General features: G+C 53.4%; 19 protein-coding genes. 10 read left to right on the top strand and 9 right to left on the bottom strand.

The window, feature by feature from the left end:
* Positions 1 to 38 precede the first annotated feature (38 nt).
* From dsbA to LJN55_RS24125, 3 genes are all read left to right on the top strand, one after another.
* The gene (dsbA, locus tag LJN55_RS23080; protein WP_133846482.1) at positions 39 to 668 is read left to right on the top strand and encodes a thiol:disulfide interchange protein DsbA; all 630 of its coding nucleotides are present in this window, start codon (positions 39 to 41) and stop codon (positions 666 to 668) included.
* 406 nt (positions 669 to 1,074) lie between these two features.
* Entirely contained in the window at positions 1,075 to 3,867 is a 2,793-nt protein-coding gene (gene polA, locus LJN55_RS23075; protein ID WP_227535401.1) for a DNA polymerase I, read from the top strand.
* Positions 3,868 to 4,161: 294 nt separating this feature from the next.
* Positions 4,162 to 4,209, top strand: a complete 48-nt coding sequence (locus LJN55_RS24125; protein ID WP_071892919.1) for a spot 42 RNA, inhibition of DNA synthesis — start codon at positions 4,162 to 4,164, stop codon at positions 4,207 to 4,209.
* 70 nt (positions 4,210 to 4,279) lie between these two features.
* On the opposite strand, the gene yihA is transcribed toward LJN55_RS24125, so the two are convergent.
* A complete protein-coding gene (gene yihA, locus LJN55_RS23070) occupies positions 4,280 to 4,915 on the bottom strand; it encodes a ribosome biogenesis GTP-binding protein YihA/YsxC (protein ID WP_133846480.1) in 636 nt (211 codons plus the stop codon).
* Between the two features lie 551 nt (positions 4,916 to 5,466).
* Between yihA and yihI the strand changes: the two genes are divergently transcribed.
* Both yihI and hemN read left to right on the top strand, forming a co-directional pair.
* Complete coding sequence (yihI, locus tag LJN55_RS23065) at positions 5,467 to 5,994, top strand: Der GTPase-activating protein YihI (RefSeq protein ID WP_171149626.1); 528 nt, start codon at positions 5,467 to 5,469, stop codon at positions 5,992 to 5,994.
* Between the two features lie 242 nt (positions 5,995 to 6,236).
* Positions 6,237 to 7,610 carry an oxygen-independent coproporphyrinogen III oxidase gene (hemN, locus tag LJN55_RS23060; RefSeq protein WP_227535400.1) on the top strand — a complete coding sequence of 458 codons (1,374 nt, stop codon included), beginning with the start codon at positions 6,237 to 6,239 and terminating at the stop codon, positions 7,608 to 7,610.
* Between the two features lie 125 nt (positions 7,611 to 7,735).
* Here the strand turns inward: hemN and glnG are convergent, their stop codons facing one another.
* The 3 genes from glnG to glnA all read right to left on the bottom strand — a co-directional run bounded on the left by glnG (position 7,736) and on the right by glnA (position 11,883).
* Complete coding sequence (gene glnG, locus LJN55_RS23055; protein ID WP_133846476.1) at positions 7,736 to 9,145, bottom strand: nitrogen regulation protein NR(I); 1,410 nt, start codon at positions 9,143 to 9,145, stop codon at positions 7,736 to 7,738.
* Between the two features lie 7 nt (positions 9,146 to 9,152).
* Positions 9,153 to 10,202: a nitrogen regulation protein NR(II) gene (glnL, locus tag LJN55_RS23050; RefSeq protein WP_133846475.1), complete on the bottom strand. Its 1,050-nt coding sequence runs from the start codon at positions 10,200 to 10,202 to the stop codon at positions 9,153 to 9,155.
* A 271-nt stretch (positions 10,203 to 10,473) separates the two neighbouring features.
* Positions 10,474 to 11,883 (bottom strand): glutamate--ammonia ligase, encoded by a 1,410-nt coding sequence (gene glnA, locus LJN55_RS23045; protein WP_133846474.1) that lies wholly within the window; start codon positions 11,881 to 11,883, stop codon positions 10,474 to 10,476.
* 435 nt (positions 11,884 to 12,318) lie between these two features.
* Between glnA and typA the strand changes: the two genes are divergently transcribed.
* The 5 genes from typA to fabY all read left to right on the top strand — a co-directional run bounded on the left by typA (position 12,319) and on the right by fabY (position 17,185).
* Positions 12,319 to 14,142, top strand: a complete 1,824-nt coding sequence (gene typA, locus LJN55_RS23040) for a ribosome-dependent GTPase TypA (RefSeq protein WP_133846473.1) — start codon at positions 12,319 to 12,321, stop codon at positions 14,140 to 14,142.
* A 141-nt stretch (positions 14,143 to 14,283) separates the two neighbouring features.
* Positions 14,284 to 14,880 carry a glucose-1-phosphatase gene (yihX, locus tag LJN55_RS23035; RefSeq protein WP_133846472.1) on the top strand — a complete coding sequence of 199 codons (597 nt, stop codon included), beginning with the start codon at positions 14,284 to 14,286 and terminating at the stop codon, positions 14,878 to 14,880.
* A complete protein-coding gene (locus LJN55_RS23030; RefSeq protein ID WP_133846471.1) occupies positions 14,881 to 15,753 on the top strand; it encodes a virulence factor BrkB family protein in 873 nt (290 codons plus the stop codon). It begins immediately after the preceding gene.
* The gene (gene dtd, locus LJN55_RS23025; RefSeq protein WP_133846470.1) at positions 15,750 to 16,187 is read left to right on the top strand and encodes a D-aminoacyl-tRNA deacylase; all 438 of its coding nucleotides are present in this window, start codon (positions 15,750 to 15,752) and stop codon (positions 16,185 to 16,187) included. Before LJN55_RS23030 ends, dtd begins: the two co-directional genes overlap by 4 nt.
* A gap of 59 nt (positions 16,188 to 16,246) precedes the next feature.
* The gene (gene fabY / locus LJN55_RS23020) at positions 16,247 to 17,185 is read left to right on the top strand and encodes a fatty acid biosynthesis protein FabY (RefSeq protein ID WP_133846469.1); all 939 of its coding nucleotides are present in this window, start codon (positions 16,247 to 16,249) and stop codon (positions 17,183 to 17,185) included.
* A gap of 13 nt (positions 17,186 to 17,198) precedes the next feature.
* Here the strand turns inward: fabY and rluF are convergent, their stop codons facing one another.
* The 5 genes from rluF to trmH form a co-directional block, all read right to left on the bottom strand.
* Positions 17,199 to 18,071: a 23S rRNA pseudouridine(2604) synthase RluF gene (rluF, locus tag LJN55_RS23015; protein ID WP_133846468.1), complete on the bottom strand. Its 873-nt coding sequence runs from the start codon at positions 18,069 to 18,071 to the stop codon at positions 17,199 to 17,201.
* Positions 18,072 to 18,155: 84 nt separating this feature from the next.
* A complete protein-coding gene (locus tag LJN55_RS23010) occupies positions 18,156 to 19,838 on the bottom strand; it encodes an AsmA family protein (protein WP_227536430.1) in 1,683 nt (560 codons plus the stop codon).
* A gap of 116 nt (positions 19,839 to 19,954) precedes the next feature.
* Complete coding sequence (locus tag LJN55_RS23005; protein ID WP_159338303.1) at positions 19,955 to 21,343, bottom strand: nucleobase:cation symporter-2 family protein; 1,389 nt, start codon at positions 21,341 to 21,343, stop codon at positions 19,955 to 19,957.
* A 100-nt stretch (positions 21,344 to 21,443) separates the two neighbouring features.
* The gene (recG, locus tag LJN55_RS23000) at positions 21,444 to 23,525 is read right to left on the bottom strand and encodes an ATP-dependent DNA helicase RecG (protein WP_227535399.1); all 2,082 of its coding nucleotides are present in this window, start codon (positions 23,523 to 23,525) and stop codon (positions 21,444 to 21,446) included.
* The gene (gene trmH, locus LJN55_RS22995) at positions 23,525 to 24,220 is read right to left on the bottom strand and encodes a tRNA (guanosine(18)-2'-O)-methyltransferase TrmH (RefSeq protein WP_133846464.1); all 696 of its coding nucleotides are present in this window, start codon (positions 24,218 to 24,220) and stop codon (positions 23,525 to 23,527) included. Before trmH ends, recG begins: the two co-directional genes overlap by 1 nt.
* Between the last annotated feature and the right edge of the window lie 12 nt (positions 24,221 to 24,232).

Genomic DNA, 24,232 nt, shown 5'->3' with positions numbered 1-24,232 from the left:
GTTCGCCTATTGAGATGTAATCAGGAGAGAGTTTGACGATGAAAAAGATTTTATTTGCGCTCGTCGGTATGGTTCTGGCATTCAGCGCTTCTGCCGCACAATTTACCGATGGTCAGCAATACGTCACGCTGGATAAACCGGCGACTGGCGAACCACAGGTTCTCGAATTCTTCTCATTCTATTGCCCACACTGCTACCAGTTTGAGCATGTATGGCATGTGAGTGATGCCGTGAAGAAAGGCCTGCCAGAGAATGTGAAAGTCACCAAGTATCATGTTGAATTCCTGGGTGGCGAAATGGGTAAAACCGTAACGCAGGCCTGGGCAGTAGCGATGGCTCTGGGTGTGGAAGACAAAGTAACGGCACCCATTTTCGACGGTATTCAGCAGACGCAAACCATCACTGATCCTGCCAGCCTGAAAGCGGTCTTCGTTAAAGCTGCGGGTATCAAGCCTGAAGAGTACGATGCCGCTTGGAACAGCTTCGTGGTGAAATCACTGGTTGCTCAGCAAGAGAAAGCTGCAGCAGATCTGGATCTGCGTGGTGTGCCAGCGATGTTCGTCAACGGCAAATACATGGTGAACAACGGTGGCCTGGATACCAGTTCACAGGAAAACTATGTTCAGCAGTATGCCAACGTGGTGAAATTCCTGACTTCCCAGAAGTAAGCCTGCACAGACTTCCCTTAACGCCGGCAATGCCGGCGTTTTCTTTCTCGCCTGACGAGATAATTATCGTAAAAATGCCCTTTCATCAGTTGTAGATATCGTCTCTTTCTCTGAGCGTACCAACTTATATCCACATCAGCTTTATTCCGGAAAACATAAAGTTAATCCTGGAGTTAATGAATAACTAAATGATTATAAACAAAATTTAATTTTATTTTTAAATGAATTTCCACGGGTTAGCTGCTGTTAGTAAATTTACACACAAACTTATCCACAACGTGTCAATGCGAAGCGTAACGCAAAATGACAATTGTCCGTGGATTATTCGCCGTTGAGATTTCATCTTTCATAGCGAGCTGTGGCATCCTTAACGCCAATCAAAAACCAAAGAAGAACGTGACGACTTATGGCTAAAATTGCAGAAAACCCGCTGATTCTGGTAGATGGATCTTCCTACCTGTACCGTGCTTATCATGCGTTCCCTCCGCTGACCAACAGCGCAGGCGAACCTACCGGTGCAATGTACGGCGTATTAAATATGCTGCGCAGCCTGCTGCTGCAATATAAGCCAAGTCATGTAGCAGTGGTATTTGATGCCAAGGGTAAAACCTTCCGCGACGAATTATTTGAAGCGTACAAATCTCACCGTCCCCCGATGCCCGACGATCTGCGTGCGCAAATTGAACCACTGCATACCATGGTCAAAGCGATGGGGCTGCCGCTGCTGGCCATCTCAGGTGTGGAGGCTGATGATGTCATCGGTACGCTGGCGCTGGCCGCAGAGAAAATCGGTAAACCGGTGCTGATCAGCACCGGTGATAAAGATATGGCTCAGCTGGTAACGCCAAATATCACCTTAATCAACACGATGAATAATGCGATTCTTGGCCCGGATGAAGTGGTTGAGAAATACGGTATCCCTCCCTCGTTGATGATTGATTTCCTGGCACTGATGGGCGACTCCTCCGATAACATTCCGGGCGTAGCGGGTGTCGGTGAAAAAACGGCTCAGGCACTGTTACAGGGATTAGGCGGAGTGAAGGATATTTACGCCAACCTGGATAAAGTGGCAACACTGACTTTCCGCGGGGCTAAAACCATGGCCGCGAAACTGGAACAGAATAAGGAGATGGCCCTCCTCTCCTATCAGTTGGCAACGATTAAGACCGACGTGGAACTGGAATTGACCTGCGATCAGCTGACCGTTGAAGAACCGGCAGTTGAAGAACTGCTGGGGTTATTTAAACACTACGAATTTAAGCGCTGGATTGTTGATCTGGAAGAAGGTACCTGGCTGCAAGGGAATAAGAGTCGACCCACTGCCGCAAAAGGCAAAATGGATGCAACCGTGGAACCGGATGCCGCAGAAGTCGCTAGCGTGCTCTCTTCCGAAGGTTATGTCACCATTCTGGATGAAGCGACCTTCGATAGCTGGCTGACGAAGCTTCAGCAAAGCGAGTTGTTTGCCTTCGACCTGGAAACCGATTCGCTGGATACGCTCAGTGCTAACATCATCGGCCTGTCTTTTGCCATCGCCCCAGGTGAAGCCGCTTACCTGCCCGTTGCACATGACTACCTTGATGCACCGGATCAGTTAGATCGTCAATCCGTACTGGCACGGCTTAAACCGCTGCTCGAAAACCCCAAAGCGCTTAAAGTCGGACAGAATCTGAAGTACGACCGTGGCGTGCTGGCAAACTATGACATTGAATTACAAGGTATTCAGTTCGATACCATGCTGGAATCTTATGCGCTGAGTAGCGTTGTCGGGCGCCATGATATGGATACCCTGGCATCACGCTGGCTGGGCCATAAAACCGTAAGCTTTGAAGAGATTGCCGGCAAAGGTAAGAATCAGCTGACGTTTAACCAGATCGCGCTGGAGCAGGCGGCGCATTACGCGGCGGAAGATGCCGACGTCACGCTACGGCTGCATCTGAAAATGTGGCCAGAGTTGCAGAAAGAGCAGGGGCCAAAAGAGGTCTTTGAACAGGTTGAGATGCCGCTGGTGCCGGTCATCTCCCGTATTGAGCGCAACGGTGTGCTTATTGACCAGAATATTCTGGCGGTGCACTCGCAGGAGCTGGGCAGCCGCCTGGCAGAGCTGGAGCTGAAGGCACACGAGCTGGCAGGTGAACCGTTCAATCTCTCTTCGCCGAAGCAATTACAAACCATCCTGTTTGAAAAGCAGGGCATCAAGCCCACCAAGAAAACGCCGGGTGGTGCACCGTCGACCAGCGAAGAAGTCTTAGCTGAGCTGGCGCTGGACTATCCGCTGCCGAAGGTGATTCTGGAACATCGTGGTCTCTCTAAGCTGAAATCCACCTATACCGATAAGCTTCCGTTGATGATCAATCCACACAGCGGACGAGTACATACTTCTTATCACCAGACAGTCACGGCTACCGGGCGTCTCTCTTCCAGCGATCCGAACCTACAAAACATCCCGGTGCGTAATGATGAAGGGCGACGTATTCGTCAGGCATTTATCGCGCCGAAAGGCTGTCGCATTGTCGCGGCTGACTACTCACAGATTGAGCTACGCATCATGGCGCATCTGTCACAGGATAAAGGGCTGCTGACCGCCTTTGCCAGCGAGCAGGATATTCACCGTGCGACAGCCTCTGAAGTCTTCGGCGTTGCGCTGGATAAAGTCAGCGGCGAGCAGCGCCGTAGCGCTAAAGCGATCAACTTTGGCCTTATTTACGGCATGAGTGCTTTTGGTCTGTCACGTCAGCTCAATATTGGTGCCGGTGAAGCGAAGAAGTACATGGACCTCTACTTTGAACGTTACCCGGGTGTACTGCAGTATATGGAGAGTACCCGCGAACTGGCGGCAGAGAAAGGCTATGTCTCGACGCTGGATGGCCGCCGACTCTATCTCCCAGAGATTAAAGCGAGCAATGCGATGCGTCGTAAAGCGGCAGAGCGTGCTGCGATTAATGCACCAATGCAGGGGACCGCAGCGGATATCATCAAACGGGCAATGATTGCCGTGGATGAATGGCTGAAGCCTCAGACAAACGGTGACGTGAAAATGATCATGCAGGTACACGATGAACTGGTGTTTGAAGTGCGTGCCGATGCAGTCGATAGCGCATCAGCGAAAATCCGTCAGTTGATGGAAGGCAGCATGAAACTGGATGTGCCGCTGCGCGTTGATATTGGTGTGGGTGACAACTGGGATCAGGCTCACTAAGTTCATTTTTCTCTGTCCTGTGGGCTGATGACTCTCCCGAAATCAGCTCGCAGGATTGTCCCTGCTAACATTGTCGCTTTAAACGGTTCAGCTACTCGCGTTATCCCTTTTCGCCAGTGACATCATCTAACCATCTCTGCCGCAACACTTTTTTAGTAATTAAGCTACATGATCGACTGCATTATGTGACTTGAGTTGGATAATGCATGTCGTTTTCTGAAAATTAACTACAAAAAACCCTTTTGAGCGCTCAAAAAATGATGTAAAGTTTCAGATGTAGGGTACAGAGGTAAGATGTTCTATCTTTCAGACCTTTTACTTCACGTAATCGGATTTGGCTGAATATTTTAGCCGCCCCAGTCAGTAATGACTGGGGCGTTTTTTATTGGGCGAAACGTAGGGGGCAGGCGGGTTATTCGGCAGGAATATCGTCTTCGGTTGCCGGAGGAATATCACGATACCAGCTGTCCAGCTTCTGGCTCAGTTTATCCACACCAATTTTCTTGAGTGATGAAAACGCTTCAACATCGACAGTGCCGAGGAAGGTTTTTGCCTCTTCACGAACCGCGTTCAGCTGGGCCTTACGCGCCCCGGATGCCAGTTTGTCGGCCTTAGTCAGCAAAATCAGTACTTCAATCCCGCTCTGTACGGCCCACATCACCATCTGACGATCGAGATCTTTCAGCGGATGGCGAATATCCATCAGCACTACCAGTCCCTTCAGACAATGACGATCGCGCAGGTATTCCGCCAGCGCACGTTGCCATTTGAGCTTCATCTCTTCCGGGACCTGCGCGTAACCGTAGCCTGGCAGGTCGACCAGACGGTAGCCTTCAGCAACCTGGAAAAGGTTGATCAATTGGGTACGACCAGGGGTTTTACTGGTACGAGCCAGGCCTTTCTGGTTAGTCAGCGTATTCAGTGCGCTGGATTTACCCGCGTTAGAACGCCCGGCAAAAGCAACCTCAATGCCAGTATCGGCAGGCAGGTGGCGGATATCGGGGGCGCTGGTGACAAAATGGGTTACGTGATAATTCCAGCCAGACAAAATAGATACTCCAGGTAAGAAAGGACAATTGTGCTGATTATACCCTGTATAGCGGTAAAGCGCCCGGTAAGACACTGCATGATCGAGTGCTGTGAGACATTGACCATTCACCCTGCGAGCACTCTCTGTATTTTGAAATTAAAAAAATGGATTTTTTACTAATTTTCATAGGGTTGTGAAATGGCCAAAAAAAACAGAGTAAAAATTACTTATGTCACCTTGTTTGCCGGACTGGTTAGTCTACATTTGTATCCAGAAACAGGATATTTCACTTCAGGATGAAGTGCTCAGGGAGCATCAGGACGATCTCGGGCAGGGAAGGAAATGTGCACAGGTGTGCGCGACAAGGATTCAGGAACGCTCACAGGATTGAGTAAAGGCAAAGGAAAACAGGGATGCTGGCTGCTAATAAGGATGCTGACATTGTCAGTCCTTCTGCGGAAGGTGCGAAAAAAGGCGACAGGGTGACCTGCCGCCTTTTTTCTTTGTCTGCTTTCTGCTAGATTTCGCGGCAATTCTATACTGAAGATAAACGTCTGAGAGCAGAAACCATGAAGCAACCTGCACGCACGCCCCAGGATAAAAAACCGGGAGCCAAAGTGAAACGTAAAACGCGTGATGAGATTAATCAGGAAGCGCGAGACCGCAAGCGTGATAAAAAGCACAGCGGCAATACTTCCGGCAGTCGGGCTAACCCGGTCGCCGAGAGCAAGAAAGGCGCTAACGGCAAACCGGCCAAAGACCCACGTATCGGCAGTAAAAAACCGATTGCCCTGGGCCCGGATGTGGTTGCCAGCAAGCCGAAGCCGGCAAAAGTGGCAAAACCCGTTGTAGAGAAGAAGGCTCGTCTGTCACCAGAAGAAGAACTGGCGCAGTTGGAAAATGACGAGCGTCTGGATGCGTTGCTCGATCGTCTGGAAAATGGCGATGCACTGTCAGCTGAAGAGCAGGCGTGGCTGGATCAGTCACTGGATCGTATCGACGTGCTGATGGAGCAGTTAGGGATTGCCCTGGACGATGACGCAGAAGATGAGCAGGCAGAAGAAGATATGTATCGCCTGCTCAAAGGCGGCCAGTGATCCTCTCGTCTCTCTGACGTAACATGAGGCAGCGCAATTTAGCGCTGCCTTTTCTTTGTAGGGTTTTTGGTGATGATTTGGCCTGGATCAATTATTGCGCTGATTCTGCTGTGCTGGCTGGGGTGGTTATTCGTTAAACTACAGCGGCTATCGCGGCTGAAAACCCGGCTGCGCAGCAAGATCGTCAGCCAGCAGCTTCCTGTCACGCGGCGGTCAATGCGACGACGATAAGGGAAGCCGCCATGCAGATGCAGACCACAGAGTGGGATCTCCCGCTCATTCAGAAGTACAATACCGCCGGTCCCCGCTATACCTCTTATCCGACCGCACTGGAATTCCATCAGGATTACGACGAGCCGGCTTTTCTTCATGCAACGCAGCGTTACCCTGAACGGCCGCTGTCGCTCTATCTGCACATCCCCTTTTGCCACAAGCTATGTTACTTCTGCGGTTGTAATAAGCAGGTCACGCGTCAGCAGCATAAAGCGGATGACTATCTGGATGTACTGGTGCAGGAAATCGCCCTGCGTGCACCGCTGTTCCAGCATCGCACCGTCAGTCAGATGCACTGGGGGGGCGGCACTCCCACTTTCCTCAATAAAGCGCAAATCAGCCGACTGATGACCTGTCTGCGCCAGCACTTTCACTTTACGGAGGGTGCTGAGATCTCAATTGAAGTCGACCCGCGGGAAATTGAGCTCACCGTGCTTGATCATCTGCGAGCCGAAGGTTTTAACCGCCTGAGCATGGGCGTGCAGGATTTTAATAAGCAGGTGCAGGAGAAGGTGAATCGCGTACAGGATGAAGCGATGATCTTTTCCCTGATGGCACGGGCGCGTGAGCTGGGTTTTGCCTCCACGAATATTGATCTGATTTATGGCCTGCCAGCACAGACCCCAGAGAGTTTTGCTTTCACTTTGCAAAAAGTGGCTGAGCTGAACCCGGATCGTCTGAGTGTCTTTAACTATGCTCATATGCCCGCACTGTTCCCCGCTCAGCGTAAAATCAAGGATGAGGAGCTGCCCGGCGCCCTGGAAAAGCTGGAGATTTTGCGGCAAACCATCACGACGCTCACCGCGCAAGGGTATCAGTTTATCGGCATGGACCACTTTGCCCGGCACAATGACGAACTGGCTATTGCTCAGCGTGGGGGGAAACTGCACCGCAACTTCCAGGGATACACGACGCAGGGTGACAGTGACCTGCTGGGAATGGGCGTTTCAGCGATTAGTATGATCGGGGACAGCTACGCGCAAAACCACAAAGAGCTGAAACACTATTACGCAGAAATACGGGCAGGAAAAACCGCCCTGTGGCGCGGCTTGCAATTGAGTGAAGATGATTGTCTGCGGCGGGATGTGATTAAAAGTCTGATCTGCAACTTCTCGCTGTCATTTGACGCCATCAGTACGCAATGGGGAATTCACTTCCGTGAGTATTTTGCCGACGATCTGGCTCTGCTGACGCCATTGATGGTGGACGGGCTGGTGGAATGCCACGACAGCCGCCTTGTCGTCACCGCTAAGGGCCGTTTACTGATAAGGAATATCTGCATGTGCTTCGACCGTTACCTGCGTCAGAAAGCATCTGGGGGACAATTTTCACGGGTGATCTGATGGTCGGGGCGACCGAAAAAAATGGTCGCCCAAAGGCCCGATCGGAAAAAATGATCGGCCCCTACAGCTGGAACGTGTAGGGGCGGACCTTCTTTTTCGGTCCGCTCTTTATCCGCCCTCGTCTGTTATTCCATTCCCAGCTCTTTCAGCTTACGCGTTAGCGTATTGCGTCCCCAGCCCAGCAGACGAGCCGCTTCCTGTTTATGACCCTGCGTATGACGCAGGGCGGTAGTCAGCAGCGTACGCTCCATCTCGGGTTGCGCTTCCGACAGCAGGTTTTGATGACCGGAGCGCAGTGCGCGGTCCGCCCACTGTGCCAGCAACGTCGCCCAGCTGTCCGGCAATGACTGAACCGGGTTTTCTGGCGTCGATGTTTCAAACAGCTCTGGCGGTAGATCCTGGATCAGGACTTCCTGCCCGGCGGCCATCACCGTCAGCCAGCGACAGGTATTCTCCAGCTGGCGAACGTTGCCAGACCAGTGCAACCGCGTGAGCGCGGTTTCCGTTTCAGGATGCAGGATCTTGGCTTCCACCCCCAATTCTCTGGCGGCGACCTGTAAGAAGTAACGCGCCAGACGCGGAATATCTTCGCGACGCTCACGCAGGGGAGGCAGATGCACACGGATCACGTTCAGGCGGTGGAATAAATCCTCACGGAATTTCCCCTCATGCACGCGCAGCTCCAGATTCTGGTGGGTCGCAGCAATAATACGCACATCCACCTTGACCGGCGCATAGCCCCCGACACGATAGAACTGACCATCGGCCAGCACTCGCAGCAGACGGGTCTGAACATCCAGTGGCATATCGCCAATTTCATCGAGGAACAGCGTACCGCCATCGGCCTGTTCAAAACGACCTTGTCGAATTTGATTGGCACCGGTAAACGCCCCTTTCTCATGACCAAAAAGTTCTGATTCGATCAGGTCTTTAGGGATCGCCGCCATATTCAGCGCGATAAATGGTGCTTTCGCACGCGGACTGTGGCGATGCAGTGCATGAGCAACCAGCTCTTTACCCGTACCGGATTCACCGTTAATCAGCACACTGATCGACGAGCGCGACAGGCGGCCGATAATACGAAAAACATCCTGCATTGCTGGTGCTTCACCGATGATATCGGTGGTAGGCCCGCTGACGGGCTGATTGCGCGGCTGCTGCTGCTCTTGATAGTGACTGATGGCGCGCTCAACCAGTGCAACGGCTTCATCAATATCGAAAGGCTTCGGCAGGTAATCAAACGCGCCCTGTTGATAAGCGCTGACGGCAGCATCCAGGTCTGAGTGCGCTGTCATAATGATCACCGGCAGCATAGGGTGCCGCTGTTTGATCTGCTTTAACAGCGCCAGGCCGTCCATACCGGGCATACGAATATCTGACAGTAAAACGTCTGGGGTTTTGGTCGCAAGGGCTTCCAGTACCTCGTTTGCGCTGTCAAACGTTGCGCAGTTTAAACCAGCTCCGGTCAGCGCGCGTTCAAGCACCCAGCGGATGGAGCTATCGTCATCGACGATCCAAACTATCCCTCGTTGCATAGAAACCTCACTGGCGAATAGGCAGGTAAACCGAGAATTCAGTGTGTCCAGGCCAGCTGTGGAACTCTATTTTTCCCGAATGCTGATCGATCAGGCTGCGGGCAATCGATAACCCCAGCCCGGTACCGCCTTCGCGGCCGCTTACCATCGGGTAAAACAGCGTATCCTGCAGCTGTGCCGGAATGCCGGGGCCGTCATCTTCAATATCGATGCGTGCCACCAGGCGATAGCGTGTTCCGTGCAGCGTTAACTGGAACGCCGTTCGGGTACGTAAAGTAATCGTGCCGCCTTCTTCACCCAACGCCTGCAGGGCGTTGCGTACTACATTCAAAAGGACTTGTTCTATCTGGTCCGGGTCGTGCGGCAGTTCAGGCAGGCTCGGGTCATAATCGCGGACAAGCACCACATTATCGGGCAGCTCCATCGAGACCAGATTCACCACACGTTCAGCCACCTGATGGATGCTTTGTGTGACATGCATACCGGGCTGTTGCGGGCCAAGCAGACGGTCGACCAGATTGCGCAGGCGATCGGCCTGTTCAATGATGACTTTGGTGTATTCCGTTAACGCCGGGTCGGGCAGGGCTCTGGCCAGCAGTTGTGCTGCACCGCGTAGCCCACCAAGCGGGTTTTTAATTTCGTGTGCCAGTCCACGCACTAAATCACGTGCTGCTACCTGCTGCGCATGTTGTAGCTGTTCCTGACTCAGCCGGCGCTGATTATCCATGGGCGCCATTTCCAGCAGAATCAATCCTTCGGGCAGACGTTGTGCGGTGAGCGACATAATGTGCGCACGGCTGTCGACCACCAGGGTCACTTCGCTGTCGGTAAAACCTTGTCCGGCATCCAGACTTTCGAGCATGACCTCAATATTCAGGGAAAAATAACCCATCAGTTCCGGCAGTGGCGTACCAAACAGCTTGCGGGAACTTTGCGCCAGCAGTTGCTGCGCGGCAGGGTTGGCGTAATGAACCACCAACGCACCATCAACCAGTAAGATACTGTTGATCAGTGAATTGAGAATCTGCCCAGCATCGGGCAGCGGGCCAGTTGCCATACAGCATTCTCCTGAAGTAGTTATGCACCAATTTAGTGCATTATAGCCATAAAACGCGAAAATCGTCTGACATTACCGGGAATTCGTGGTGAAAAAAGCCCATCCTGAGATGGGCTGAAAGTTTCCACGGCAACAAAATCCCAGACGTCTTTCACGCCGCAGCTGTGTTGGCTTCTCTCAGTCACCCGAATCACTTAGCGGACTAAGCTCATCGGGCCTCCTTCGATTGCCGCCTTGCTGCAACATGAAATTCGTCGGGCTTACTTCTAAATTAAACGCTGTAGTACAGTTCGAACTCAACCGGATGCGGAGTCATACGAACGCGGTCCATTTCTGCTTTACGCAGTTCGATATAAGCTTCGATAGCATCGTCAGTGAACACGCCACCACGGGTCAGGAACTCGCGGTCTTCGTTCAGTGCAGCCAGGGCTTCGTCCAGAGAACCTGCAACTTTTGGAATCTCAGCTTCTTCTTCCGGTGGCAGGTCGTACAGGTTTTTGTCCATTGCATCGCCAGGGTGGATCTTGTTGATGATGCCGTCCAGGCCAGCCATCAGCAGTGCAGCGAAGCACAGGTATGGGTTTGCAGCAGGGTCAGGGAAGCGCGCTTCAATACGGCGTGCTTTCGGGCTGGCAACCACTGGGATACGGATAGAAGCAGAACGGTTACGGGCAGAGTAAGCCAGCATAACTGGCGCTTCGTAGCCTGGGACCAGACGCTTATAGGAGTTAGTGGTCGGGTTCGCCAGAGCATTGATTGCTTTAGCGTGTTTGATTACACCACCGATGTAGAACAGCGCCATTTCAGACAGGCCGCCGTATTTGTCACCCGCGAACAGGTTAGTGCCGCCTTTTGACAGAGACATATGGCAGTGCATTCCAGAACCGTTATCACCGAACATCGGTTTTGGCATGAAGGTCGCGGTTTTGCCGTAAGCGTGAGCGACGTTGTGCACAACATATTTGTAGATCTGAATTTCGTCAGCTTTTTTGGTCATGGTATTGAAGCGGGTTGCCACTTCGTTCTGACCCGCCGTTGCCACTTCGTGGTGGTGAGCTTCAACGACCAGGCCCATCTGTTCCATGGTCAGACACATTGCAGAACGGATATCCTGCGCTGAGTCGACGGGTGGCACTGGGAAGTAGCCGCCTTTCAGACCTGGACGGTGGCCTTTGTTACCGCCTTCATATTCTTTACCGGAGTTCCAGTAAGCTTCGATGTCGTCGATAGCAACGTGTGAACCTGAAGTGCTGCTGCCGAAACGGATATCATCGAACAGGAAGAACTCTGGCTCTGGCCCAAACAGAACGGTGTCTGCAATGCCGGAAGAGCGCAGGAAATCTTCAGCGCGTTTCGCGATGGAACGCGGGTCGCGGTCGTAGCCCTGCATGGTGCCTGGCTCGAGGATGTCACAACGGATGATCAGTGTAGAATCAGCAAAGAACGGGTCAATGACTGCGGTGGTTGAGTCTGGCATCAGAACCATGTCGGATTCGTTGATACCTTTCCAGCCACCAATCGAGGAGCCGTCAAACATTTTGCCTTCTTCGAAGAAGTCAGCGTTAACCTGATGAGCAGGGATAGTCACGTGCTGCTCTTTACCTTTGGTATCGGTAAAACGCAGGTCAACAAATTTGACTTCGTGCTCGTTCATCATCGACAGAACGTGTTCAGCGGACATACTTAACTCTCCTGGATTTTGTCATTGGCGTCGTGTTTAGAGAACTTCACCGGTGCGCTTTGCTATTCGCCGCGCTAACTCCGATAATAAAGATCTCTCACAAGCTTACAACCGTTGTGGAAACTGGCGTTTTTCGCTTAATGAGTATTTGCGAAATCTATGCCAACTTTTTTATTTAACGAAAAAAGCGCTATGATGCGCCCTCTCGTGAGACGAGGACTGCACCACGATGGAAGTCGCGCACCATTTTGGTGCCATTGAATGATAAATGGGCACTCTTTTGGTGCAAATTTTCGTCCAAGTGCAATGTTTGCACTGAAAATGGCTGTAAATGCAATCCGGACAGTTATCTTTATATGAAATATGTGATCCTGTTCAGTCCTTCGATTAATCCGTGTACAATAGCGCGCTATTTCTAATGCCTGAGGCAAAGCTGTGATCGAAAATTTGCGTAACATCGCCATTATTGCCCACGTTGACCATGGTAAAACTACCCTGGTTGATAAGTTGCTGCAGCAGTCCGGGACCTTTGATGCCCGTACCGAAGCAACCGAACGCGTAATGGACTCCAACGATTTGGAGAAAGAGCGTGGGATTACCATCCTCGCAAAAAACACCGCCATTAAATGGAATGACTACCGCATCAACATCGTGGATACCCCAGGACACGCCGACTTCGGCGGTGAGGTAGAGCGTGTGATGTCAATGGTCGACTCGGTGCTGCTGGTTGTGGATGCAATGGATGGCCCGATGCCGCAAACCCGTTTCGTGACCAAAAAAGCGTTTGCTAATGGTCTGAAGCCGATCGTGGTAATTAACAAAGTCGACCGCCCTGGCGCGCGTCCTGACTGGGTTGTTGATCAGGTGTTTGACCTGTTCGTTAACCTGGATGCGACCGACGAGCAGCTCGACTTCCCGATTATCTATGCTTCAGCCCTGAACGGTATTGCAGGCCTGGATCACAACGATATGGCGGAAGACATGACCCCGCTGTATGAGGCGATTGTTAAGCACGTCTCTCCACCACAGGTTGAGCTGGAAGCCCCGCTGCAGATGCAAATCTCCCAGCTGGACTACAACAACTACCTGGGTGTTATCGGTATCGGCCGTATCAAGCGCGGTAAAGTGCGTCCTAACCAGCAGATCACTGTGATCAACAGCGAAGGCAAAACCCGTAACGCTAAAGTCGGTAAAGTTCTGACCCATATGGGCCTGGAGCGTATCGAAGCGACTGAAGCGGAAGCCGGCGACATCATCGCTATCACCGGTCTGGGCGAACTGAACATCTCTGACACCATCTGTGATACTCAGAATGTGGAAGCGCTGCCAGCCCTGAGCGTTGATGAACCAACGGTTACCATGTTCTTCTGCGTTAACACCTCTCCGTTCTGCGGTAAAGAAGGTAAGTATGTGACTTCACGTCAGATCCTTGACCGTCTGAACAAAGAACTGGTGCACAACGTGGCACTGCGTGTTGAAGAAACCCCAGATGCTGACGCCTTCCGCGTATCAGGTCGTGGTGAACTTCACCTGTCAGTTCTGATCGAAAACATGCGTCGTGAAGGTTTTGAGCTGGCGGTATCCCGTCCAAAAGTTATCTTCCGTGAATTCGAAGGCCGCAAGCAGGAGCCATTCGAAAACGTGACCCTCGACATCGAAGAACAGCATCAGGGTTCTGTGATGCAGGCGATGGGTGAGCGTAAAGGTGACATGAAAAACATGGATCCGGATGGCAAAGGCCGTGTGCGTCTCGACTATGAGATCCCAAGCCGTGGTCTGATCGGTTTCCGTAACGAATTCATGACCATGACTTCCGGTACCGGTCTGCTGTACTCCACCTTCAGCCACTACGACGATGTGCGTCAAGGCGAAGTTGGCCAGCGTCAGAACGGCGTGCTGATCTCTAACGGCCAGGGTAAAGCAGTCGCGTTCGCCCTGTTCAGCCTGCAGGATCGCGGTAAGCTGTTCCTCGGCCACGGTGCTGAAGTGTATGAAGGCCAGATCATCGGTATTCACTCACGTTCTAACGACCTGACTGTGAACTGCCTGACCGGTAAGAAGCTGACCAACATGCGTGCTTCCGGTACTGATGAAGCCACCACTCTGGTTCCACCTCAGAAAATGACCCTCGAGCAGGCGCTTGAGTTCATTGATGATGACGAACTGGTCGAAGTGACTCCACAGTCTGTACGTATCCGTAAACGTCACCTGACTGAAAACGACCGTAAGCGCGCAAGCCGCGGTCCGAAAGAAGCGTAATACCGCTTTTCTCAGGGCCGGAGTTTTCTCCGGTCCTGAGCTTCCTTCTGAATCTTCTCCGCAGTTTTCAAAATCCTCACCTGTTCAGTCTCTCCATTTACCGCTAGAGTGAATAACTCACCGGAACAAAAGGAGATGGCCATGCTGTATATCTTTGATTTAGGTAACGTCATTGTTGATATTGATTTCAACCGGGTTCTCGGTGTCTGGAGCGATCTGAGCCGCGTACCACTCTCGACGCTGCAAAGTCGTTTTCAAATGGGGGAGAGTTTTCACCAGCACGAGCGTGGTGAAATAAGTGACGAAGCGTTCGCACAAAAAATGTCTGATGAGCTGGGGCTGTCATTAAGCTATGAACAGTTTGCTGCCGGTTGGCAGGCGGTGTTCGTCGGCGTGCGCCCGGAAGTCATTGCCATCATGCATAAATTGCGTCAGCAGGGTGAGCGCGTGGTTATCCTGTCAAACACTAACCGTCTGCACTGTCAGTTCTGGCCGTCACAATATCCGGAGGTGAATGCTGCCGCCGACAAAGTCTATCTGTCGCAGGAAATGGGATTGCGTAAACCTGACCCGGCGATCTATCAACACCTGCTCAATGAAGAAGAGTTCTCCGCTGAAGAAGCGATCTTCTTTGATGATAACCCCGATAACATTGAAGCGGCGCGCAAGCTCGGTATTCACAGCCTGCTGATTACCGATGCCAGCGTGTTACCGGCTTTCTTTGCCGATCGCCAATAAATGCGCTTTCTCAATCATTATCGGCACCGACTACGGGCCTTTTGGGCATGGGTGAAGCTGCTGTGGCAACGCATTGATGAAGATGGCATGACCATGCTGGCCGGGCACCTGGCCTATGTCTCGTTACTGTCGCTGGTGCCACTGATTGCCGTGGTCTTTGCCCTGTTTGCCGCTTTCCCGATGTTTTCTGATGCCAGTATTCAGCTGAAAAACTTCGTCTTTAACAACTTTGTGCCAGCGGCTGGCGCCACGATCCAAAACTATCTGGAACAGTTTGTGGCTAACGTCAGCAAAATGACCGCTGTTGGCGTCGGTGGTCTGGTGTTCACTGCGCTCTTGTTAATGTATTCGATAGACTCGGCGCTTAACACCATCTGGCGCAGTAAACGTAAGCGGCCACTGGTCTACTCGTTTGCCGTTTACTGGATGATTCTGACCCTCGGGCCGCTGTTGGCGGGTGCCAGCCTGGCGATCAGCTCCTATCTGCTGTCGTTACACTGGGCGACGGTCAGCGGCGTGAGCATGCTGGTGGATGTCGGGTTACGGATATTCCCGCTGCTGCTCTCCTGCCTGTCGTTCTGGCTGCTGTACAGCATTGTCCCGACCACCCAGGTGGCAGGGCGCGATGCGCTAATCGGTGCGGTTGTTGCCGGGTTACTCTTCGAACTGGGTAAAAAGGGCTTTGCGCTGTATGTTACGATGTTTCCCTCGTACCAGCTGATTTACGGCGTGCTTGCTGTTATTCCCATTCTTTTTTTATGGGTTTACTGGACCTGGTGTATTGTTTTATTAGGGGCAGAAATTACCGCCACGCTGGGGGATTACCGCCAGCTTAAACAAGAAGAACAAGAAAGAGAGAACGAAGAATCATGATTGCCTTAATTCAACGGGCGTTATCCGCCAGCGTGACAGTGGCGGGGGAAACCATCGGGGAAATCGGGCCTGGGCTACTGATTTTACTGGGTGTGGAGAAAGGCGATACGCCTGAGCACGCGAAAAAGTTAGTCGATAAAGTCCTTGGTTACCGTATCTTCGGCGACGAAAACGACAAGATGAATCTCAACGTGCAACAGGCGGGGGGAAGTGTTCTGGTCGTGTCGCAGTTCACACTGGCGGCTGACACCAAAAAAGGGATGCGTCCGAGTTTTTCTGGTGGTGCTGCGCCCGCTGATGCTGAAAAACTGTATGAGTATTTCGCTGCCTGCTGTCGTGATAAAGGAATAGCCACGGAAACCGGGCGTTTCGCCGCTGATATGAAAGTGGCGTTGATTAATGATGGCCCCGTGACCTTCTGGCTGCAGGTTTGAAGCAGCTAGCCGAGCGGCAAAGGAATGGCCTGGCGGGACCTGAAAGAGAGAACCATTTTATGTATCACCTCCGCGTGCCAGAAACTGCAGAAGAGTTAGATACCTATTACCAGTTCCGCTGGGAGATGCTGCGTAAGCCATTACACCAGCCGATGGGCTCAGAACGTGATGCCTGGGATGCCTTGGCGCATCATCAGATGGTCGTGGACGAACAGGGCAATCCGGTGGCTATCGGCCGGTTGTATATCAATGCCGATAACGAAGCCGCCATCCGCTTCCTCGCCGTTCATCCGTCTGTCCAGGGGAAAGGCCTGGGAACACTGGTGGCGATGACGCTGGAGTCTGTTGCCCGTCAGGAAGGGGTCAAGCGCGTGGTGTGTAGCGCCCGTGAAGATGCGGTCGATTTCTTCTCTAAGCTTGGCTACCTCAATCAGGGCGAAATCACGGCGCCACAAACCACGCCGGTACGCCATTTCCTGATGATTAAACCCGTGGTGACACTGGATGATATTCTGCACCGTGCGGACTGGTGTGGGCAGTTGCAGCAGGCCTGGTATCAGCACATTCCGCTCAGTGAAAAAATGGGCGTGCGCATTCTGCAGTATACCGGTCAGAAATTTATCACCACGATGCCGGAAACCGGCAACCAGAATCCTCACCACACATTGTTTGCCGGAAGCCTGTTTTCACTGGCGACGCTCACCGGGTGGGGGCTTATCTGGCTGTTGTTGCGTGAACGTCACCTTGGTGGGACGATCATCCTGGCCGATGCCCATATTCGTTACAGTAAGCCTATCAGCGGTAAGCCGGGCGCAATCGCTGACCTCGGATCACTGTCTGGCGACCTTGACCGTCTGGCGCGTGGCCGTAAGGCGCGTGTGCAGCTGGAGGTGGAACTGTTTGGTAACGATGAGTCGGGTGCGGTGTTTGAAGGGGTATATATCGTATTGCCCGCCGACCCGGACGGCCCGTTAGAGCAGGGCGGGTGCGGCGGTTAATGAGAAAATGGCCTTAGCGGCCCTTTTTCTTACGGCCTGGCTGGTCAAAACGTTTGCGACCCGCCGGACTGGAAGGGGCTTTATCGGCGGATTTCGCCCCGCCTGATACCGGCTTTTTCGCGGTCGTTTTTTTTGCCGGAGCTTTCTTCGCAGATTTATCTTCGGAGGACGAATCCTCAATCAGCTTAAATAACGCGATCAGTTCATCGTCAGTCAAATCGCGCCATTCTCCCGGCGGCACGCCTTTCAGGCTGATGTTCATAATACGAACACGTTCCAGCTTGGTAACCTCGTAGCCAAAGTGCTCGGCCATACGGCGAATCTGACGGTTTAGTCCCTGTACCAGTGTGATGCGAAAGACAAACGGAGCTTCTTTCTTCACTTTACATTTTTTGGTGACCGTACCGAGCATCGGCACGCCTGCGCCCAGACCGCGAATAAACTCTTCGGTAACCGGTTTGTTGACGGTCACGATGTACTCTTTTTCGTGGTCGTTACCGGCCCGGAGGATCTTATTGACCAGATCGCCGTGGTTGGTCAGTAAGATCAATCCCTGAGAGTCTTTGTCCAGGCGGCCAATAGGGAAGACGCGCTTGCTGTGGTTAACGAAATCAACGATGTTGTCGCGCTCTCCATCTTCCGTAGTGCTAACGATACCGACAGGCTTGTTCAGTGCAATCAGCACCAGATCGTCTTCGTTACGCGGTTCAATAAGCTGACCGTTCACTTTCACCACATCGCCGGCAAAGACCTGATCGCCCACCGAGGCACGCTTGCCGTTAATAAAAACATTTCCCTGTTCGATGTAACGATCGGCATCGCGGCGAGAACAGATACCGCTCTCGCCAATGTATTTGTTAAGACGAATGGATGAGTTAGTCAGCATAGTTCCCCCGTAAAAAAGCGGACTATACCTTACCCGCGTGAGGTTGCGAAGCCCGGACGGGGCAGATATTGCCCCGAACGAGAATTACTGCGCGCCAGCGACCTGGCCTGCCTGCATGGTCTGTTGCACCGATTTCTCGTCTGCCGTCACTGTCAGCGCACCATTAGCAGACGATTTCAGTGATTGTGCCGCCGACAGACTGCCCTGTAATTTCAGCTGGAGATTGCCGTTACCCTGCAGTGGCACCTGTGGCCAGCCCCAGTCATGTAACACATTCACGGGCATCTGACGGCCACTCAGGGTCAACGATAGCGTACGTTGCGGTTGCTGGCTGACCGTGGCCAGGCCCTCCAGCATACCTTCATGGCTGAAAGCACTCATCTCCGTCACGTTGATGCTATTATCCCCGGCGTTGAGCGCCAGCGAGGGATGGCGCAGGTCGACACGGTTAAACGTGGCTTCGGCGGCATTGACGCTCAGATCGCCTGACCAGATTCCCCACTGATGTTGACGAGCCATCAGCAGATGGTTGCCCGTACCGTCCAGTGACGTCATCTGGAACGGGAAGTCCGGATTGATATCGATAATCAGGTTGCGGTTAGCGCTGAATTTGGTCACCTCAACGCTCGCAAGCCAGGAGGGCAGAGGTTGCATCCAGTGATCACGCCAGTTCAGCGGCAGGGTATATTCCAGCCCGGCGATGACCAGCTCATCCAGCGTCAGTTTTTTGTCGCTGCGCGTCCAGTTTCCCTGCGCCCGCACCAGGCCGTTGACCCAGCGAGAGCTGAACTGCGTGAGCGCCACGCCCTGCGCGGTGAAGTCCATATTGGCAATCGGATCGTTCAACTGCATGCTGCCATTCACAAAACTGCTGGCATTCATCGACAGTGAGCCGTTATCACTTTCCCAGTCGCCGTGACTGACGCTCAGATCTTTTAGGGTCAGGTCGAGATCGGTGACAGCCCAGTCTTGCCCTTCAAGGCGCGCATCGGTCACGTCAACACGGTCAAAATGCACCGCCGGCAGTGCGCGCAGGGGCTGCATGAAATCGCTAAGGTTTTTATTACTCTGAAGACGGATGCTGTTCAGACGTAGATTGGATACCTGCCAGACGCCTTTCACATCGCGCTGCGCGCTGGCGGTGACGGATCCCAGTGCCACATCGGCGCCAAGATTACTGAAGATAAGCTGTTGTCCTTTCAGACTGCCCTGAATCAACACGTTGGCGGCGGGAATGCCCTGCAACGTTAGCGAACCTGCACTCATCTGGAAGCTGGCCTCGTTGCCGAGCACCTTACCGGCTTCCGGTTTCCACGGCATCACACCGCCGTCAACCCGTTGTGCCTGTAACGGCCATTCACCCTGGTTACGGTTTAACGCCATCTGGCTCAGTTGCAGGCGGTCAGCTTGTAATGAAAGCGGCGCGCTCTTTTCGCTGAGGTTGAGTGTTCCCTGCTCAAGACGAATGCTGGCGAAATGGAGTGGGTTACTGAACTGGATAAGCCCAAGCCCGAGATTGACGCGTTTAGCCACCAGTGTTGCGGGCTGGCCTTTACGGCCGAAGGAGACATTGTTTAACAGCAGATGGCTGGGATCGGAAAAGTCATGCTCCATCTTACTGAGCGATAGCTGATAGTCACTGTCGGCACTGACCTGACGGCCAATCCAGCCTGCGCCCCACTGGGTTTGCAGCAACACATAGACGGTGACTATCACCAGCAGCAGCAGGAGCAGCAGGGTGAGTAATACTTTGCCGAAGAACTTCATCACATCCATCCCTATGAATTCTGGTAATGGATTGTTATGCCTGATTTATCGCCGTATCTCAACCTGTCCCGGCTTCGGGCGGAATTAAACCGCCCGAAGCCGGGACAGAGAAAGGTTTATTTTTCCTGCGGGAAAACCAGATTCAGAATGATGGCAGTGATACCGCCTGCGGCAATACCGGAAGAGAGCAGCGTTTTCAGCCAGTCAGGGGCAAATTGTAAAATCAGCGGCTGCTGAGAAACGCCCAGACCGACAGCTAACGACAGCGCGATAATCATAATTGCACGGCGGTTCAGCGGCTCGCGTGACACAATGCGCACGCCTGAAGCGGCAATGGTCCCGAACATCACGATGGTGGCACCGCCGAGGACGGGCTCAGGAATATGCTGCACAAAGCCACTGACCGCCGGGAACAGACCGAGTACGATCAGCATTAACGACACGACAAAGCCGACATAGCGGCTGGCCACGCCAGTTAACTGGATCACGCCGTTATTCTGCCCGAAGCACGAATTGGGGAATGTATTAAACAATGCCGAAACAAACGAGTTAAGGCCGTTGGCCAACACGCCGCCTTTCAGACGCTTCATATACAGCGGGCCGCTGACCGGTTGTTCGGAGACATCAGAAGTGGCGGTGATATCACCGATGGTTTCCAGCGAAGTCACCATAAATACCAGCATCAGTGGGATCAGCAAGTTCCAGTCGATGCCCAACCCATAATAAAACGGAGTAGGAATGGCGATCAGCGCGGTATTTGCCGGGGTCGTGTTTTCCGGCAGCATGCCCATCGCCCAGGCCAGCAGATAACCGACTGCCATCGCAATCACCAGTGATGCGACGCGCAGATAAGCGTTACGCTGGCGATTCAGCAGAATAATCACCGCCAGCACAGCACCTGCCAGCAGCAGATTTTTCGGTGCGCCAAAGGTGTGATCGTTCATCGCGGCAAACCCCCCACCGATGGAGGTCAGACCGACCTGGATCAACGACAGGCCGATAATCATCACGACAATACCGGAAACCAGCGGAGTAATAACACGACGCGCCAGATGCAGTACGCGTGACAGTGCCATCTCGGTGCAGGAGGCTAGCATCAGCGTGCCGAACAGGGCGGCCATCATCGTTGGGACGTCAGTGCCGCCGTTTTTCAATGCCAGACCACCCATAATCAGTGGTGTAACAAAGTTGAAGCTGGTGCCCTGAATCGACAACAGACCGGAACCCACCGGTCCCCAGGTTTTTATTTGCAGGATGGATGCCACGCCGGAAGCAAAGAGGGACATACTGATAATATGCTGCGTATCTTGTGCAGGCAGGCCTAGTGCCTGGCAAATCAGCAGTGCCGGCGTAATCACGGCAACAAACATCGCCAGCAGATGCTGACAGGCTGCAAACAGGGTTTGCGGTAACGGCGGACGATCTTCAAGGCGGTAAATCAGTTCGCTTTTGCCGGTAGCAACAGGGCTACGGTCGGCGGCAGCATCTTGGGTTTCAACGGACATCTTCAGGCTTCCCGGGGCAATAAAGTGGCGATTTTAATCTTCTTTTGCGTAAAAGCAATCGTTTGCCAACGCAGCGAACAGGAATCGAAAACATTCATGATCAGGCGTTGGTATAGCGTTCGGTTTCCGGTAGCCAGCGTTCAATCAGGGCGACCGCCTGCTCCGGATAGTGCTGGTGAATATGGCGTGCCACGCGCTGTACCTCGGGGATCATCGCCTGGTCACGCAGCAGGTCGGCCACTTTAAACTCGGCGTTACCGGTTTGACGCGTCCCGAGGAGCTCACCGGGGCCGCGAATTTCGAGATCGCACTGGGCAATGACAAACCCATCGTTGCTGTCGCGTAACACCTGTAAGCGCTTTTGAGCGGTTTTGCTTAATGGGGCTTTGTACAGCAGTACACAATGAGAGGCGACAGCACCACGGCCTACGCGCCCGCGTAACTGGTGAAGCTGTGCAAGACCCAGGCGTTCAGGATTTTCAATAATCATCAGGCTGGCATTGGGAACGTCCACCCCAACCTCAATCACGGTAGTCGCAATCAGCAGGTGGATCTCACCCTGTTTAAACGCCAGCATGACGGCCTGTTTTTCCTGTGACTTCATACGGCCATGCACCAGCCCGATGTTCAGCTCAGGTAAGGCCAGCTTCAGTTCTTCCCAGGTGGCCTCGGCCGCCTGCGCTTCCAGCAACTCAGATTCTTCAATCAGCGTACAGACCCAGTAGGCCTGGCGACCTTCGCTGCCGCAGGCGCCTTTCACCCGCGCAATGATATCGGCACGGCGCGTGTCCGGGATGGCGACCGTTGTCACCGGCGTTCTGCCTGGCGGCAGTTCGTCAATGGTAGAGGTATCCAGATCGGCATAGGCGGTCATCGCCAGCGTTCGGGGGATGGGGGTGGCTGTCATAATCAACTGATGCGGATGGAAGCCCTGCTCCTCACCTTTTTCCCACAGCGCCAGACGCTGGTGGACGCCAAAGCGATGTTGTTCATCGATAATCACCAGCGCAAGGCCGTTAAACTGTACCTGTTCCTGGAAGATGGCGTGGGTACCGACAACCATTGACACCTGACCGCTGGCAATGGCTTCCTGTTGTGCGATGCGCGCCTTTCCTTTCTGCTTTCCTGCCAGCCAACCCACTTCCAGCCCCAGTGGCGCAAACCACTGACGGAAATTATTCGCGTGCTGTTCAGCTAATAGCTCGGTCGGTGCCATCAGCGCCACCTGCTTGCCGTAAGCAATCACATTCAACGCAGCCAGTGCGGCGACCAGCGTTTTACCTGAGCCAACATCGCCCTGTACCAGGCGCATCATTGGATAATCGTGGGCAAGGTCAGTTTCGATCTCGCGTACCACGCGTGCCTGTGCATTGGTGGGTTTGAAAGGCAGCGCCGCCAGCAGTTTTTCACTCAGATTGTGGCGGGCTTCCATCGGCAGCGCATGATAACGCTGCGCTCCGGCACGCACCGCCAGCATGCTGAGGTTATGCGCCAGCAGTTCTTCCATAATCAAACGTCGCTGGGCCGGATGGGTACCGCTGTCGAGATCGGTCAGCGCCATATCGGGCGGCGGACGGTGCAGGGTACGTAACGCATTGGGCAGGCTGATTAACCCCCGGCTCAGTTCTGGCGGCAGCAGCTCAGCAATCGCACAGGTGTCCAGCAGAGTTAATGCCTGATCGGTCAGGTTACGTAGCGTTGCCTGCCGTATACCTTCGGTGGTGGAGTAAACCGGTGTCAGCGTTTCCTGAAGCTCAGTGATACTCTGATCGCCCTGCACCTTATATTCGGGATGGATGATTTCGGCGCCGCGTTGACCCCGTTTGATCTCACCGTAAGCGGTGACGCGCCGCCCGGTCGCGAGACTGTTTTTCATTCCTGCATTGAAGTTAAAAAAGCGCAGGGTAAGCACACCGCTGCCATCGCTGATCTGGCAGGTCAGCATTCGACGGCGGCCAAATGAGATATCGCTATGCAGGACTTCACCTTCGACCGTGGCATAAATCCCCGGCAGCAGGTCGTTAATCGCATACAGTTGGGTGCGATCTTCATAGCGCATTGGCAGGTGTAATAGCAAGTCCTGCACGGTCAGCAGGCCCAGTTTGGCCAGTTTCGCCGTCTGGCTGGCACCCACGCCTGATAGCGTGTTAAGCGGCACTGCATCCAGCAGGCGGCCCTGCATTATTTACGCGCCCGGGACTGCATGGTAGCCCACCATTCCGGGTCGGCAACGACCTCACCCCGATCGTTGATTTCCGGATAGGGCAGCCCTTTATGCTTTGCCACGCGGGCCAGCACAGGATAGCCACCTTCAAACAGCAGCCGCTGCTGTTCACTGAATTCCAGCGTGCTCTCTGCGCGCAGATACATCCCGGCGTTTTGCCGCTGGCGCTGGGCTTCATAGAGGATCAATGCAGAGGCAACGGACACATTCAGTGACTGCACCATCCCAATCATCGGAATGATGATGTCCTGATCGGCGAGATCGAGTGCTTCCTGAGTGATGCCTGTTTTTTCCTGACCCATCAGAATGCAGGTCGGGCGGGTATAGTCGATTTCACGAAAATCGACGGCTTTATCGGAAAGGTTGGTTGCCAGAATCTGCATGTTCTGGTCTTTCAGATGGGTGACGGCGTCTGCGATGGTGCGGTGGGTTTTAACCTGCACCCAGCTGTTGCTCCCCGCAGCGGAAGAGACCATGGTGCGCATACGGCTACCCGGCCACACCGCGTGGACTTCATGTACGCCAACGGCATCAGCAGTACGGATTACCGCCGAAACGTTATGAGGTTTATGCACCTGCTCCATACACACTGTCAGATCGTGCTGACGGGCGGCAAGCATTGCGCGGATGCGGGCATAACGTTGAGCATTCATGCGAAGTAGACT

The organism is Erwinia rhapontici, assembly GCF_020683125.1.
Taxonomy (GTDB): Bacteria; Pseudomonadota; Gammaproteobacteria; order Enterobacterales; family Enterobacteriaceae; genus Erwinia; species Erwinia rhapontici.
This window is presented reverse-complemented; position numbering and strand designations above follow the sequence as displayed.

Coding starts and splice junctions, on each gene's coding strand:
- dsbA (WP_133846482.1), top strand. CDS start 39: ATGAAAAAGATTTTATTTGCGCTCGTCGGTATGGTTCTGGCATTCAGC.
- polA (WP_227535401.1), top strand. CDS start 1,075: ATGGCTAAAATTGCAGAAAACCCGCTGATTCTGGTAGATGGATCTTCC.
- yihI (WP_171149626.1), top strand. CDS start 5,467: ATGAAGCAACCTGCACGCACGCCCCAGGATAAAAAACCGGGAGCCAAA.
- hemN (WP_227535400.1), top strand. CDS start 6,237: ATGCAGATGCAGACCACAGAGTGGGATCTCCCGCTCATTCAGAAGTAC.
- glnG (WP_133846476.1), bottom strand. CDS start 9,145: ATGCAACGAGGGATAGTTTGGATCGTCGATGACGATAGCTCCATCCGC.
- glnL (WP_133846475.1), bottom strand. CDS start 10,202: ATGGCAACTGGCCCGCTGCCCGATGCTGGGCAGATTCTCAATTCACTG.
- glnA (WP_133846474.1), bottom strand. CDS start 11,883: ATGTCCGCTGAACACGTTCTGTCGATGATGAACGAGCACGAAGTCAAA.
- yihX (WP_133846472.1), top strand. CDS start 14,284: ATGCTGTATATCTTTGATTTAGGTAACGTCATTGTTGATATTGATTTC.
- LJN55_RS23030 (WP_133846471.1), top strand. CDS start 14,881: ATGCGCTTTCTCAATCATTATCGGCACCGACTACGGGCCTTTTGGGCA.
- dtd (WP_133846470.1), top strand. CDS start 15,750: ATGATTGCCTTAATTCAACGGGCGTTATCCGCCAGCGTGACAGTGGCG.
- fabY (WP_133846469.1), top strand. CDS start 16,247: ATGTATCACCTCCGCGTGCCAGAAACTGCAGAAGAGTTAGATACCTAT.
- rluF (WP_133846468.1), bottom strand. CDS start 18,071: ATGCTGACTAACTCATCCATTCGTCTTAACAAATACATTGGCGAGAGC.
- LJN55_RS23010 (WP_227536430.1), bottom strand. CDS start 19,838: ATGAAGTTCTTCGGCAAAGTATTACTCACCCTGCTGCTCCTGCTGCTG.
- LJN55_RS23005 (WP_159338303.1), bottom strand. CDS start 21,343: ATGTCCGTTGAAACCCAAGATGCTGCCGCCGACCGTAGCCCTGTTGCT.
- recG (WP_227535399.1), bottom strand. CDS start 23,525: ATGCAGGGCCGCCTGCTGGATGCAGTGCCGCTTAACACGCTATCAGGC.
- trmH (WP_133846464.1), bottom strand. CDS start 24,220: ATGAATGCTCAACGTTATGCCCGCATCCGCGCAATGCTTGCCGCCCGT.